We start from the raw sequence: 13,574 nt of genomic DNA, 5'->3' as shown, positions 1-13,574 counted from the left end.
CTGTCGCACACACCCGCTCACGCCGGGTGTTGTGAAAACCACTGCAACAAGCGCTGGGCAATCGCAGGGCCTTGCTCGTACTGAATAAAGTGCCCTGCCCCTTGGTACACCTCCAGCGTAATGCCCTTCGGATACGCCTGCGGGCTGACCACCTCCCACACCGCAGAGGGCATCGTCACATCCAACTCGCCCCGAAGCGCCAGTGTGGGTACCTCAATGGTTTTGTTGAACAACGCCCGAATGTGAAAGGCCTTGGGCGTTAAAGCAAACATGGAAGTGCGGTAGTAATCGAGTGCTGCAGCCAGCACACCGGGCTGGCTGAAGGTGGCAATCACCGAGCGCTGCATCTGGGCAAGGCTCTCCAGCTTGGGGCTCCAGAATTTCAACATCCACGCCAGAAAACGAAAACCCTTGCGGCGAATGATGGCATCGGCCAGGCCCTTGAACTGAAAGAACAGGATGTACCACGCATGCAGCATGTACACGGGGCAGCGCAGTGCAATCTTTCGCCAACTCATGCCATAGGGCACACTCATTGCGCACAGGGAAACAAACAAGTCTGGCCGCTTTTGCGCAATCAGGCAGGCAATCACCGAACCCCAGTCATGCCCCACCAGAAAACAGCGCGTCTGGCCACGCTCGGCCAACAAAGTTTCAATCAGCTTGATTAAAGCATCACGCACATACAAGGCATCGTGCACGCCCCCATCCCGCCGCTGGTTCGCGGGGGCATAACCCGGCAGCAGTGGGCACACCACTTGGTAGCCTGCAGCAGCCAATTCCGTCGCAATACCCCTGTAACCCTCATAGTTGTCCGGAAAACCATGTAAACACAACACCAAAGGGCCATCGGCCCCTGCCTGCAGCACCGGGTACTCAAGGCCGTCGCAAGGCACACGGGTTTCAATCGGGCTCAGGCTCATCATTTGAGCCCCTGTACAACCGGCAAGAATTGGCCATAACCCGTCGCATGCCCCAGCTCGGCCTGCACCTCACCGTGCGCCACCGCCACCTTCCCGTTGATCAGTACATGCTCAACAATTCCGGGGTTGCGGTTCACCAAACGCTGCAAACCAAAGTTCTCCATGTCGGCCCAATGCACCGCCTCCAAATCCTGGTTGAAGGCCTGCGGGTTCAACACCACCAAATCCGCACGGTCACCGACACGCAGCTTGCCGGCCTCAATGCCAAACCAGTCAGCCTGCTCGCCTGTCAAACGCCACACCGCCTGCTCAATGGGCATCACGGGTTTCTGAGTGTGCGCAGCCTCGTGGACCAATTTCAAAAAGCGCAAGGGCAGGTTATAAAACGCCATATTGCGAATGTGGGCCCCTGCGTCAGAAAAGCTGATGAGCGTATGGCGGTGCTGCACCAGCGAACGCACCACCTCAGGCTTGTGGTTGCCCACGGTGGTGTACCAGCGAATGCTGCGGCCAAACTCCACCACCAAATCCAGAAAAAGGTCCACCACGTGAATGCCACGGGCCTTGGCCACGTCTGCAAAGTTACGCCCCACCAAGGATTGGTCCGGGCACTCCAGAATCAGCGCATCACCAAAGTCGCGCTGCCACACCCGGGGGCTCAGCTTTTCGCCATAAAACTTGCGGAAATTGCGGCGGTAAGCCTCATCCTTCAGCAAGGCATTGCGTTCCACCTGTGTACGCAAATCCAGCGCCATTTCACCGGCACCAAATTCCTCAAAAAACTCCACATCAATGCCCTCGGCATACACCGTGAACGGCGTGGGCAACAATTGCCAGCGGAAGTTTCCACCGAAGGCATTGGCCACCCATGAGGCCAACTTGGCCATAGGCTTCACCGTCTTGTTGCCTTTCAAATCAATCAAGGCAATCAAGGTGGTTTTCAGCGGTTTGCGCAACCATGTACCGATGGTTTCAAACAGAAATTCCAGAATCTGGAAAGGGTTGGCTGCATTGGGCGCACCCTGATGCACCCGGCCATACTTGCGCAGCAAGGCGTTCAGGCGGCGCACCTCTTTCCAGCGCGCATAGGTGCTGGGCAAACTTTTGGACCATGCACGGTCGCCGTCCACCTTGTCCCACTTCAGCGACATGGTGGACAAGCCCAAAAACCCGGCTTTCAAGGCACTCTCCAGCCCCCTCTCCATCTGTGTCATCTCTTGCGCAGTGGGCACCACCGAACGGTCTGTGGAGCGCTCAAGCCCCATCACACTCACCCTCAAATCGCTGTGGCCAAGAAAAGAAATCACATTCGGGCCCAAGGGGTGCTTCTGCAAAAAGCCCACCCACTCCTCGGGCGTGGACCAGCGTTTGTGTTGCTGCAAAATCGGCAAAACCTTGTCGCGCGGCACGGTTTCAACGCGGGTAAAAATGTCCGACGCGTCCTCAGCCTCGCTGCAAATCATGCTCAAGGAACAACTGCCCACCAACACCGTGGTCACGCCGTGCCGAACCGATTCCGACAGGGAAGGTGCAACAATCAGCTCGGCATCGTAATGGGTGTGCGTGTCCAAAAAACCCGGCGTTACCCAGCGGCCTTGGGCATCAATCACCGTGGGGCAACCGGCCTCGTCCAGGGGCGCTTCGCTCAACACAGCCACCCGGCCCTGCCGTATGCCCACATGGCGGCGCACTGCCGGGGCACCCGTGCCATCCATCAGCAGGCCGTTTTTCACAATCACGTCGAACGCGGTGTTCATGGTCAGTCTCCTCCGGGGCATTTTGCCCACTGTGTTTTTTGGACAGAGTAAACAAGCCCGCTGGAAAATACTTGATTTTTTGCGAATGACCATCAAGGATGTGGCATGGATTACTTCGCACGCAGCGGATCACTGGTGAACTACCCGGCGCTGACCCAGGCACTGGGAGGCAACCCTGCGCAACTGCTCAAAGCCAGTGGCCTGAGCACCGCCGACCTTGACGACCCAGACCGCTACATCGACTACACCCAACTGGCCGATTTGATGGAACGCAGCAGCACCGCCACTGGCCACGCCGACTTTGGCGTGCGGCTGGGCCTGGCCCAAGGGCTGGAAGTGGTGGGCGCGCTGGGGGCCTTCATGGCACTGCAACCCACGGTGGGCGAAGCCCTGTGGCTGCTGCAACGCAACCTGAGTTTTCATGCACGGGGGGTGGCACTGGGCTGGCAACTGCAGGGCACCCACATCCTCTTAGACATTGATGTGCAATTCGCCCCGCCACGGGAGTACATGCAACTGCACATGCTGAACATCGCCTTGCTGGTGCAAGGCTGCGGCCAACTGCAGGGGTTTCGCCTGCCGCCGGCCCAAGTGGAACTGGCCTTCAATCCACCCGACACACTCCGCCCGGGCCTGCTGGAAAACCACTTGGGGTGCCCGGTGCTGTGGGGCCGGGGGCACAACCGGGTCACCTACCCCGCCAGCCTCATTGGCCTGCCAGTCAGCCTGCCTGAACCACTGGCCCAAAAACTGAACGACCATTGGCGCCAACGCACCTGGCCCAGCGATCAGGCGGACTTGATTCAACAGGTGCGGCATGCAATCACCGCCCTACTGCCCACCGGGGAATGCCAACTGCCCGTGGTAGGGCGCCTGCTCAAGCTACACCCGCGCAGCCTGCAACTTCAGCTTGCCGCCCATGGCGTCAGCTACAGCACCCTGTTGCATGAAACACGGCTGAGCCTGGCCTGCTACCACTTGGCCCAAACACGGATCGACCTCACCACCCTGGCCATGAACCTGGGCTACGCAGAGCTGGCCGTCTTCTCACGCCACTTCAAGGCATGGACAGGCTACAGCCCACGGGCGTGGCGGCAGGCTCAACGCCCCGCCAGCAACAGTACCAAACCAAGCGCGGCAGGCACCGCCTGAATGAACAGAATTTTCCGGCTGGCCGTTGCAGCCCCATACAGGCCCGCCACCAACACACACGCCAGGAAAAACACCTTCACGGACAAGCCCGCCTCACCCAGGCTTAAACCCCAAAACAGCCCAGCCGCCAAAAAGCCGTTGTACAAACCCTGATTGGCAGCCAACACCGCCGTGGCCTGCGCTTGTTCAGCAGACATGCCGAAGGCCCTGCGGCCTGCAGGCTTGGTCCACAGGAACATCTCCAACACCAGAATGTACACATGCAACACAGCAATCAAAGCCACCACAGCGTTGGCGATCAGGGTCATGACAGGCTCCAGGGTTTCGCGAAGGGTTAGCTCGCTGAGTCAGTGAAATTGGTTTGAACTTTATACCTGTTATTCACGACCTTACCGGCATGTTTCTACATCATCCAAAGAAAAATCGAGGCGCAATCAATCATTCGCTGAACAGTCCGCCGGACCTACTGCCACACGACGAAAAAGTCGCCGAGTTGAAGTCAAACATCAAGATAAGTTGATTTCCGCCATCAAATCCTATGTAGCTCTGCTGAGCCTTACGGGGAAAGCAAAAGCAGAACAAGAAAGAACCCTATTGATTGAGCCAGCCGAAATCAGCGACAGCACCCTTAAGCGTTTCTGAAACACCGGCTTGATACTCACCCATGAAGGCTGCGGTTAACCTCACTATTTTGGTGAGTTTCTAGCGCTGCACTAGACTACATAGCATGGCTATCCGACTCTCTAGAAAAATTTGGCGGCTTTTTATTAGGCCAATAAAAAGCCTTAAACAACTTCAAAAACCATAACAATGAAAAAACCCAAAAAACTCGAAGCCAATTACATCATTTAATTCAACAATAGAAATAGTAAAAATCATCGCTTACAAAAAAAGGATTATTATGCTAGCCACACTTATAATATCTTTATTTTTTTACTTATTGGACATTCCAGCCTACTGCATTTCTACATTCAAGAAAAGGAAATTATTCCAGCCAAGCATCTATTTTTCCCAAAACCAACAAAGGGAAAAATAATGCCCGTAATTGCCTTAATACTCTCCCTCCTCTTCCTTGCCCTCGCCATCACCCCAACAACGTCACCTACACCACCACTTGAAAGTCAAGCGAGGGCAGTAATAGCGTTCATAACAACACCCCTTTCCGTATACTCTTTTTATATTTACTCCGGGATAAAAAAAATAGAAGGCCGTTTTTATTATCAAGAACCAGAGAAAACCGGAAAAAAACTACTAACCATTATACTGATAATGACAGCAATTTCCCATCTTTTTAAGGGGCTGACAAAATGACTATTAACTGGGGCAAGTTAACCGAAGAGGGAACGGCCGCATATGAAGGCTTTCACGCAACTGGGATCGCCCTCAAACCATGTCAGGGTGATGGATCACTTCGTGGGTAACAGCAACACCGCTTCATCCTTAGACAAAATAATTTTTGCGGATGGAGCGACTTGGAATATCGCAACAATCAACGCAGCCACAGCAATGTTGCCAACAAACCCTGACTACAGCTGAGCTCGACTGGCCGACAATCTGCTCGAATCGCATTGAACGCACCGGGCAGATTGTCTACCATGTGAGGCCAACAGAGGCCTCACCCATATTTCACCATGCTTCAGTACCTCACCATCCCCGTCACCGCCTTTGCCCAGAATTGCTCCATCGTGTGGTGCGACCAAACCCGCAAAGCGGCCATCATCGACCCGGGTGGCGATTTGGACAAACTGCAGGCCGCCGTCAAGAAACTGGGCGTTGAGCTGGAACAAATCTGGCTGACCCACGCCCACATTGACCACGCAGGCGGCACCGCCGAACTGGCAGACCGCTTAAGCCTGCCCATCATCGGCCCGCATGAAGGCGACCAATTCTGGATCGACCGGCTGGCCGACCAAAGCCGCATGTTCAACTTCCCGCAATCGCGTGCATTCACCCCCAGCCGCTGGCTGAACGACGGTGACACCGTTACCTTGGGCCACAGCACCCTGAACGTGCGTCACTGCCCCGGCCACACCCCGGGGCATGTGGTGTTCCACTCCGCCGAAGCGCAACGCGCTTTTGTGGGCGACGTGCTGTTTGCAGGCAGCATTGGCCGAACCGACTTTCCGGGCGGCGATTTCGACACCCTCATCGACAGTATCAAACAACGCCTGTGGCCCATGGGCAACGACACCGTGTTCATCCCCGGCCATGGCCCAGAAAGCAACTTTGGCGAAGAACGCAGGCGTAACCCGTACGTGAGGGATTTGCAGTACTGATCGACCGCAGCACACGCTGGATATCGCCAGTACCCCTCCAAAGGGTGAATTGGACGGGATTTAACAATTTTCTCCTGCGATTGTGTTCCCCCGTCTCATATTGAAATGAGGTTAACCCTTCCCATTTGGATTAACCCCTCATTTTGCACGCGGGTACGTCATGCGCATCACCACCAGGAGCCCAGCCACCCAGGATAAGCCTGCCTTGAGTTACTACGCGCGCTTCATGGGCGCGCTGTTCAACGACCAGAAAAAACTCGGGGAGATTCAGGCGGTCTATGACAGTTTGACGCTGATGGGGCAGCTGCTGGGCGCGGGTACTGACATCACCAAGATGCGGCTGGATTTCCAAAGCCTGGCCGGTGTTCTACTCGATCAGTTGGCGCAAGAACATTACAAAAAAGCGAGCCTGACCCTAACCTCCAATGCACGCATAGCCGTGGATGTGCTGACCCGGAACCTGTTTGAACGCACTGCGGACATCGGCTTTCTGGCCACAGATCGACAGGTTTGCGCCTTTGCAGAAATGCTGCAGGCCGGTGAACAGGAGGGGCAAGACAGCAACAAACTGGCCGAACTGGTGCAACACTTCCGGGAGTACGTCAGCAAGTATTCCGTGTATCACAACATCATTCTCCTATCGACTCAGGGCGAGATTCTGGCTCAGCTTGATGAGGCCAATGTGGTCGTGCAGACAGACTCCTCGTTGATTGCCGAGGCCATGAACACATCCGCAGGTCACATCGAGGTCTTCCGGCCAACCACACTGCTGCCGGGCTATCGAAGCCCACTGATTTATGCCTGTCGCGTGATGTCTGCGGATGGCCTTCGGCCAGTAGGCGTGCTCTGCCTGTGCTTCCGGTTTGAAGACGAATGCCAGCGAATTTTTCAGAACCTGGTGATGGAAGACGACTGGAGCGTGGTCACCCTGCTGGACAGCAACTGCCACGTTATCGCGAGCAGCGACCCGTATCAGTTCCCCGTCGGATCGAAACTGAAGGCTGTGGACAACAGTGAGTGTGGTGTCATCCGCTTTGGCGGGCGGGAGTACCTTGCGGCCACCCGCCAAGCCAGTGCCTATCAAGGCTACAGCGTTCCGGGGTGGTTGGGGCACGCCATGGCGCCCCTTAACCACGCCTTCGATGTCTCGGACGCACCCGAACTTGGGTCTGTCTCCGAAGGCTTTCTGATGGATGTGCTTGAAGCGGCCACCCTGTTCAGCAATGAGCTGAAAAGCATTCCCAAACGGGCTGCGTTAATCCAGCAAGAACTCAACCGCTCGGTCTGGAATGGCAACATCAGTCTGGCGCGCCAGCAAGGCAGCGCCAATACAGAGTTCGCGAAAATCCTGCTGCGTGAGATTGGCCGCACAGGCGTCAAGACCCGTGATGTCTTTAATGAGTCCACCACCAATCTGTACAAAACAGTGGTGGCCTCACTGATGTTCGACTGCGCCGCACAAGCCACTTTGGCCATCGACATCATGGACCGCAACCTCTACGAGCGTGCCAACGACTGCCGTTGGTGGGCCCTGACCAAAGAATTCCGGCTGGAACTTGAAGAGATCAACCAAGGCAGGCCAGGTCAACTTGAACAGTTGACGCTGATCCTGCGCCGGATCAACTCGCTGTACACCGTCTACAGCAACATCATCCTGTTCGACATGCACGGGCGCGTCGTGTCAGTCTCCAACCCGGCCTGCACAGCGCTGTTGGGTTCAGTACTGACAGAACCCTGGGTCCGCGAAACGCTGGAGTTGAAAGACACCCAATCCTACGTCACCTCCCAATTCGTTGAGACCCCGCTGTACTTCAACAAGCCCACCTATGTGTTCGCGGCAGCCGTACGCGGCTTGGGCGGGGTGGCCGGCGTCCAGGGGGGCATTGCTGTGGTGTTCGACTCGGAACCTCAATTCAAGGCCATGCTCAGCGACGTATTGCCCCGAAACCAAGGGGGAGAGATCGCACCCGATTCCTTCGCCGTGTTTGTGGAATCGGATGGCTCGGTCATCTCTGGCACCTGCCCTGATTTTCCGCCGGGCTCAAAAATCGAACTCGATCGCGGCTTATCGTCGCTAGACAGGGGCGAGTCCACGGTCAACCTCATTCAGTTTGGTGAGCGGTACTACGCCATTGGGGCCAGCGTCAGTGCGGGCTACCGTGAATACATGGGCGTTCGTTCCAAAGACAAACGTGAAGTCTTTGCACTGGTCTTCATGCCCTTGTCTGAGAATGTAAACCTCAACACCACAGGCCTGCGAGGGGTGCTGCAGCGCACACCCCAGGAACTCAAGGCCCCCCGAGGTGTGGCATCCATCGACATTGCCACGTTTTTCATTCGCAACCATGGGTACGGGCTGCCACCGGCCTCGATACTGGCGGCAGTCGATGCCCGTAACCTGCAGCCAGCCCATTCATCCCGTGCAGAAATGATGGGCTACCTCATCTTCAACAACAAGCCGATTGCGGTGTTTGACCTGTCCATGCTGCTCCTGAGCGAACCTAGTCTCGCCGTGCCATCGCAGATGTCTCAAGACACCGATCGACAACAAGTACTGGTGCTTAAAACAGACTCATCGGCAGAAGAGTTTGGAATTCTGGTTGATGACCTCGGAGAAATGGCCGAGATCGAGTTCGACAGGCTGTGCAAGATGCCCAAGATGGCCGACGAACAGCTTGGGATCGTCGAAGGGATCGTCAAGCCCAGCGGTGAAGACCCCGCGGAAGGCATTCTCATGCTGCTGTCTGTGGAGCGCATGCAACGCCGGCTGCAAACAAGCGCCAACAGTTCCGAGGCTGTGGCTCAGGTCTAGCCCCCCATCCCGGGAACTTCCCACCCCCTTAGCACTCCAAGCGGAAGAGTGCTAAACTAACCCCCTGAATTCGGTTATTTTCTGGAGAATCCGGACCTATGACCACCACCGCATTAGCCTTGAACACCGCCCCCATGGCCGCTTCCAGCAGCACGGCCCTGGCCCTGCGCGACCCCTGGGCCCTTGTTGCCCGCGGCCCGCTGGGCAATCTGGACGCCTACATTTCCGCAGCCCACCAAATCCCCATGCTCACCCCCGAGGAAGAGCAGGACCTTGGCCAGCGCCTGCAACGCGACAACGACCTTGAAGCCGCCCGCCGCCTGGTGCTCAGCCACCTTCGCCTTGTCGTGGCTGTGGCCCGCCAGTACCTGGGCTATGGCCTGCCCCACGCCGACCTGATTCAGGAAGGCAACATTGGTCTGATGAAAGCCGTCAAGCGCTTTGACCCCAGCAGGGGTGTGCGTTTGGTCAGCTTTGCCCTGCACTGGATCAAAGCGGAAATTCACGAATACATCATCCGCAACTGGCGCATGGTGAAAATGATCACCACCAAGGCCCACCGCAAGCTGTTCTTCAACCTGAACAGCTTCAAAAAGTACGGCCAAAGCCTGTCGCAAGACCAAATTGCCGAAGTGGCCGCCGAACTGAATGTGCGCCCCGAGGACGTCAGCGACATGGAACGCCGCATGGCCGGTGCCGAGTTCAGCCTCGACCCGGTCATCGACGTAGACAGCGACGAAACCGCCCTGAACCCGGTGCGCTATCTGGCTGCCGAAGGCGCCGAACCCAGCGAAGTGCTGGAGGCCGCCAACAGTGAGCGCCTGCACGCCGAAGGCCTGCAGTTGGCCCTCAGCAGCCTCGACGAACGCAGCCAGCGTGTCATTTCCAGCCGCTGGCTGGCTGGCGACAACGCCAAAACCCTGCACGACCTGGCCGCAGAGCTGGGTGTGTCGGCCGAGCGTGTGCGCCAAATTGAAGTGGCTGCCATGAAAAAAATGAAAACCGCACTGCTCAAGTACGAAGGGGCTTAAGTCGTCTTGCCGACATCGTACGGAGACATTTCTCCCCTACACTAAGGGCTTGTTCGCAAGCCCTTTTTTGTTGGTCCGAGGCCCCTCATGATTGTTGTCCACCACCTGGAACACTCCCGCTCACAACGCATTTTGTGGCTACTGGAAGAACTGGGCCTGCCCTACGAAGTCAAGCACTACAAGCGCGACGCCAAAACCTTTCTCGCTCCACCCGAGCTGTTCAAAATCCATCCGCTGGGCAAAAGCCCTGTCATCACCGATGGCGACATCACCGTGGCCGAAAGCGGCGCCATCATTGAATACCTGGTGGACAAAGCGGGGGGCAAACTGCGCCCCGCACTGGGCACCCAAGCCCACCGCGATTACACCTACTGGATGCACTTTGCCGAAGGCTCGGCCATGCCCTTTTTGGTCATGACCCTGATTTTCAACAAAATTGAGCAAGCCCCTGTGCCCCTGCTGCTCAAGCCGCTGATTTTGCCGATTGCCAAAGGCATTTCCGGTCAAGTGAAAAAGAGTTTTCTCAACCCCAACCTGGAACGCCAGTTCAAATACCTGGACGGCGTGTTGGCCCAACAACCGTGGTTCTGCGGTGCTGACATGACAGCCGCCGACATCATGATGAGCTTCCCGCTGGAGGCCGCCATGGACCGCGCGGGCGGCGCAGGTACGTTCCCCCACATGAAGGCCTTTGTAGACCGCATTCACGCCATGCCCACCTACAAAAAAGCACTTGAAGTAGGCGGCCCTTACGCTTACGCTTGACACCATGAACACATCGCCCCTTCAAACCCGTCAGGACGCCGTCCTGACCAGCCTCAAAGGCCGTGTGCAGGTGCTGCGCGATGGCCAATTCCTAAACGCCACCGAAGGCATGGCCCTCTTGGCGGGCGACCGCATCCTGACTGCCGAAGCTGCGCGCGCCGTGGTTCAGTTCAGCGGCGTGGCCGACCCCTTGGTGATTGAACAAGGTTCAGCCGCCACGCTGGACTTTCAGGCCCTGGAAGGCGAAACCACGCCCCAGTGGGTGGTGGTTGATTTGATGGGCGAAGGCGTGTTTTTTCAGGCTCAGGACGCCACGGCAAAATCGGCCGGTGACGATGGCATTTTTGGCTTGGTGGGCGTTGAAACCCTGGCCGGTGTGCCTATTCTGGAGACAGTGGCCGCCTTGGTGGGCACCGCTGCAATTGCGTCTGACGCAGGCGGCGGGTCTGAAACCACAACCACGACCAGCACTGGCACCAACACAGACACCGGGACAGACACGGGCACCGACACTGGCACGGACACTGGCACGGACACGGGTACTGACACCCCCACGGACCCTCAACCCAGTTTGCTGAGCACGCTGCTGCCCGAACCCTTGGCTGCCGCGCTGGAACCCGTTACATCTGCCTTGTCGCCGGTGCTTGACCCACTGGACTCTGCCCTGTCGGCTTTGCCACTGCCCGACACCTCGGCCAGCCCCTTGAGCAGCCTGAGCGCGACCAGCCTGACCAGCGCATTGCCCCTGAGCGGACTACCCACTGCGTAAACGAAGGAACCTGCGGCTACGCAGGTTCACCTAACTTCTTTCACAATGCAAGAAGCTAGGTGTGTATCCCATTAAATCCGCAATCAACCACGTCTCCTCCGGGTCCGCTTTAAGCACCGACACCACCGATCCACAGTTGGAGGCCAAAACCATTCGACGGGTGTTTCTCAGAACAGCCGTTGCACTTGCAGAGGCGTTTCTCAAGCAGGAACTTAAGGTTCAAGACTTCATTGGCGGCCTGTTAGCCCCCAAAGACTTGGTGAATGGCTTTGCGCACATCCAAAGCTGCCTGCACGAGTCGGCGCGGCTACGCACCATCATATCGGCCATGAAAGAATCAGAGGCCAAGGGCTTGTGTGAGCCAGCGCTGCTGGACGCGGGCAAGAAGGCATATGCGATGGCGGCAGCATCACTGTTTGAATCCAGCACCGCACTCGAAGCTTTGATTCGCAACACGGCCCTGCACTTCCATTACTACTCAGAGGTGTGCGATGACGAAGACAGCGATCGGACCGATCGCTTGGTGGTTACACCACCGCCTGTTACTTGCCCTGAAGAATCTGCCGCACATCCGCCACCACAGGCTTAGTGTCGGCATTGTGGCGCACCAGCAAACGGGTGCGGCCTTGTTGGTCGAACACGAAACTGGCGGCTGTGTGGTCCATCAGGTAGCCTTCGCCCTTGCTGTTCTCCACTTTCTGGGCATACACCTTCAGGCCAGCCAACAGGGGCTTTAAGTCATCCTGTGTACCATGCAAAGCCTGGAAGGTCGGGTCAAACCGAGGCACGTATTTGGCCAACAGGTCGGGGGTATCCCGCTCGGGGTCCACGGTCACAAAAATCACTTGCAGGTTGTTGCCCAGTTCGCCCAACTCCGACTTCACCTGTGCCCATTGCTGCAAGGTGATTGGACACACGTCCGGGCAGTGCGTGTAGCCGAAGAACATGGCCACCACTTTGCCTTTGTAACTGTCCAGCGTGCGGGTTTCGCCTTGTAAATCCTTCAGGCTGAAACGCGCCACCAAAGCCGACCCGGTGATGTCCGTGTTGGTGAAGCGGGCAGGCCGCTCGGAACAAGCCGACAAGCCAGCAAGACCCGTGACGGCCATGAGCACCGCGAGAACCCGGGCAAACAGAATACGGCTGAACATTGGCAAAGCCCTCGGTGGGTAGCGCACCTTACAGGTAGACGTAATGGTCCACCAGCAAGGCTGCAAACAGGAAAGACAAATAAGCGATGGAGTAGGCAAAGGCCTTCTTGGCCACCGCGTCGGTGTAATGCTTCCAGATGCGGTAGGCATACCAGATGAACACCGCATTGAGCACCACCGCACTGACGAGGTAGATCAGCCCGCTCATGTGCATCGCAAACGGAATCAAAGTGGTGGCCGCCAACATCAACGTGTACAGAAACACATGGAAGCGGGTGAATTCTGGGCCGTGTGTAACGGGCAGCATGGGCAAGCCTGCTTTGGCGTATTCCTGCGTGCGGTACAAGGCCAGGGCCCAGAAATGCGGCGGCGTCCACACAAAAATAATCAGGAACAACACCAAGGCCTCGGCCGACACGGTGTTGGTGACTGCGGCCCAACCCAGCACCGGTGGCATTGCCCCGGAGGCCCCGCCAATCACAATGTTCTGGGGGGTATTGGGCTTCAGAATCAGCGTGTAAATGATGGCGTAGCCAACAAAGGTGGCCAGTGTCAGCCACATGGTCAAGGGGTTCACAAACACGTACAGCACACACACGCCTACGCCACCCACAAGGCCCGAGAAAACCAGGGTTTGCAGCGAATTCAACTCACCACGGGGCAAGGGGCGGGCCCGTGTTCGGGCCATCACGGCATCAATCTGCTGTTCTACCAGGCAGTTGAACGCCGCAGCCGCACCAGCGACCAGCCAAATGCCGAAAGTTCCGGCCAGCAGCACTTGGGTGCTGGGCACGCTGGGCGTGGCCAAAAACATGCCAATAACGGCGCAAAACACGATCAAGGCCACCACTCGGGGCTTGGTCAGTGTCCAGTATTGGCGGGCCACATGCCCCAAGGGGCTGGCAGGTTTGGGCGTGTTCACGCTGGGCATGGTGCAG

The 13,574-nt window shown here is 57.2% G+C and carries 14 protein-coding genes; 9 read left to right on the top strand and 5 right to left on the bottom strand.

Annotation, left to right across the window (positions count from 1 at the left end; all coding sequences use genetic code 11):
- Positions 1–17 precede the first annotated feature (17 nt).
- Together ACK4FF_RS02820 and ACK4FF_RS02815 are read right to left on the bottom strand one after the other, a co-directional pair.
- A complete protein-coding gene (locus ACK4FF_RS02820; protein WP_409704373.1) occupies positions 18–926 on the bottom strand; it encodes an alpha/beta fold hydrolase in 909 nt (302 codons plus the stop codon).
- Positions 923–2,680 (bottom strand): N-acyl-D-amino-acid deacylase family protein, encoded by a 1,758-nt coding sequence (locus ACK4FF_RS02815; protein WP_409704371.1) that lies wholly within the window; start codon positions 2,678–2,680, stop codon positions 923–925. Before ACK4FF_RS02815 ends, ACK4FF_RS02820 begins: the two co-directional genes overlap by 4 nt.
- 105 nt (positions 2,681–2,785) lie before the next feature.
- Between ACK4FF_RS02815 and ACK4FF_RS02810 the strand changes: the two genes are divergently transcribed.
- Positions 2,786–3,832 carry an AraC family transcriptional regulator ligand-binding domain-containing protein gene (locus ACK4FF_RS02810; protein WP_409704369.1) on the top strand — a complete coding sequence of 349 codons (1,047 nt, stop codon included), beginning with the start codon at positions 2,786–2,788 and terminating at the stop codon, positions 3,830–3,832.
- On the opposite strand, the gene ACK4FF_RS02805 is transcribed toward ACK4FF_RS02810, so the two are convergent.
- The gene (locus ACK4FF_RS02805; RefSeq protein WP_409704367.1) at positions 3,781–4,140 is read right to left on the bottom strand and encodes a DUF1304 domain-containing protein; all 360 of its coding nucleotides are present in this window, start codon (positions 4,138–4,140) and stop codon (positions 3,781–3,783) included. The genes ACK4FF_RS02810 and ACK4FF_RS02805 overlap by 52 nt on opposite strands.
- A gap of 727 nt (positions 4,141–4,867) precedes the next feature.
- Here ACK4FF_RS02805 and ACK4FF_RS02800 point away from each other — a divergent pair.
- From ACK4FF_RS02800 to ACK4FF_RS02765, 8 genes are all read left to right on the top strand, one after another.
- Positions 4,868–5,143: a hypothetical protein gene (locus ACK4FF_RS02800; RefSeq protein ID WP_409704365.1), complete on the top strand. Its 276-nt coding sequence runs from the start codon at positions 4,868–4,870 to the stop codon at positions 5,141–5,143.
- Between the two features lie 42 nt (positions 5,144–5,185).
- Entirely contained in the window at positions 5,186–5,368 is a 183-nt protein-coding gene (locus ACK4FF_RS02795) for a calcium-binding protein (protein WP_409704363.1), read from the top strand.
- Positions 5,369–5,463: 95 nt separating this feature from the next.
- Positions 5,464–6,108: an MBL fold metallo-hydrolase gene (locus ACK4FF_RS02790; RefSeq protein WP_409704361.1), complete on the top strand. Its 645-nt coding sequence runs from the start codon at positions 5,464–5,466 to the stop codon at positions 6,106–6,108.
- 160 nt (positions 6,109–6,268) lie between these two features.
- On the top strand, positions 6,269–8,920 hold the full coding sequence (locus ACK4FF_RS02785) for a chemotaxis protein CheW (RefSeq protein ID WP_409704359.1): 2,652 nt from the start codon (positions 6,269–6,271) through the stop codon (positions 8,918–8,920).
- Positions 8,921–9,018: 98 nt separating this feature from the next.
- Positions 9,019–9,951 (top strand): RNA polymerase sigma factor RpoH, encoded by a 933-nt coding sequence (gene rpoH / locus ACK4FF_RS02780; protein ID WP_409704357.1) that lies wholly within the window; start codon positions 9,019–9,021, stop codon positions 9,949–9,951.
- A gap of 87 nt (positions 9,952–10,038) precedes the next feature.
- A complete protein-coding gene (locus ACK4FF_RS02775; protein WP_409704355.1) occupies positions 10,039–10,716 on the top strand; it encodes a glutathione S-transferase family protein in 678 nt (225 codons plus the stop codon).
- A 4-nt stretch (positions 10,717–10,720) separates the two neighbouring features.
- Positions 10,721–11,485, top strand: a complete 765-nt coding sequence (locus ACK4FF_RS02770; RefSeq protein WP_409704353.1) for a hypothetical protein — start codon at positions 10,721–10,723, stop codon at positions 11,483–11,485.
- Between the two features lie 61 nt (positions 11,486–11,546).
- Entirely contained in the window at positions 11,547–12,074 is a 528-nt protein-coding gene (locus ACK4FF_RS02765; protein WP_409704351.1) for a hypothetical protein, read from the top strand.
- Here ACK4FF_RS02765 and ACK4FF_RS02760 read toward each other — a convergent pair.
- Both ACK4FF_RS02760 and cyoE read right to left on the bottom strand, forming a co-directional pair.
- Complete coding sequence (locus ACK4FF_RS02760; RefSeq protein ID WP_409704349.1) at positions 12,028–12,636, bottom strand: SCO family protein; 609 nt, start codon at positions 12,634–12,636, stop codon at positions 12,028–12,030. The two genes, ACK4FF_RS02765 and ACK4FF_RS02760, sit on opposite strands and share 47 nt — an antisense overlap.
- A gap of 28 nt (positions 12,637–12,664) precedes the next feature.
- Positions 12,665–13,567 carry a heme o synthase gene (gene cyoE, locus ACK4FF_RS02755; RefSeq protein WP_409704347.1) on the bottom strand — a complete coding sequence of 301 codons (903 nt, stop codon included), beginning with the start codon at positions 13,565–13,567 and terminating at the stop codon, positions 12,665–12,667.
- Between the last annotated feature and the right edge of the window lie 7 nt (positions 13,568–13,574).

Source organism: Limnobacter sp., assembly GCF_046297615.1.
Taxonomy (GTDB): domain Bacteria; phylum Pseudomonadota; class Gammaproteobacteria; order Burkholderiales; family Burkholderiaceae_B; genus Limnobacter.
Note: the sequence above shows the minus strand (reverse complement) of the source record. Positions and strands in the feature narration are given on the sequence as shown.

Coding starts and splice junctions, on each gene's coding strand:
- ACK4FF_RS02790 (WP_409704361.1), top strand. CDS start 5,464: ATGCTTCAGTACCTCACCATCCCCGTCACCGCCTTTGCCCAGAATTGC.
- ACK4FF_RS02795 (WP_409704363.1), top strand. CDS start 5,186: ATGAAGGCTTTCACGCAACTGGGATCGCCCTCAAACCATGTCAGGGTG.
- ACK4FF_RS02775 (WP_409704355.1), top strand. CDS start 10,039: ATGATTGTTGTCCACCACCTGGAACACTCCCGCTCACAACGCATTTTG.
- ACK4FF_RS02770 (WP_409704353.1), top strand. CDS start 10,721: ATGAACACATCGCCCCTTCAAACCCGTCAGGACGCCGTCCTGACCAGC.
- ACK4FF_RS02805 (WP_409704367.1), bottom strand. CDS start 4,140: ATGACCCTGATCGCCAACGCTGTGGTGGCTTTGATTGCTGTGTTGCAT.
- ACK4FF_RS02800 (WP_409704365.1), top strand. CDS start 4,868: ATGCCCGTAATTGCCTTAATACTCTCCCTCCTCTTCCTTGCCCTCGCC.
- cyoE (WP_409704347.1), bottom strand. CDS start 13,567: ATGCCCAGCGTGAACACGCCCAAACCTGCCAGCCCCTTGGGGCATGTG.
- ACK4FF_RS02815 (WP_409704371.1), bottom strand. CDS start 2,680: ATGAACACCGCGTTCGACGTGATTGTGAAAAACGGCCTGCTGATGGAT.
- ACK4FF_RS02820 (WP_409704373.1), bottom strand. CDS start 926: ATGATGAGCCTGAGCCCGATTGAAACCCGTGTGCCTTGCGACGGCCTT.
- ACK4FF_RS02810 (WP_409704369.1), top strand. CDS start 2,786: ATGGATTACTTCGCACGCAGCGGATCACTGGTGAACTACCCGGCGCTG.
- ACK4FF_RS02785 (WP_409704359.1), top strand. CDS start 6,269: ATGCGCATCACCACCAGGAGCCCAGCCACCCAGGATAAGCCTGCCTTG.
- ACK4FF_RS02760 (WP_409704349.1), bottom strand. CDS start 12,636: ATGTTCAGCCGTATTCTGTTTGCCCGGGTTCTCGCGGTGCTCATGGCC.
- rpoH (WP_409704357.1), top strand. CDS start 9,019: ATGACCACCACCGCATTAGCCTTGAACACCGCCCCCATGGCCGCTTCC.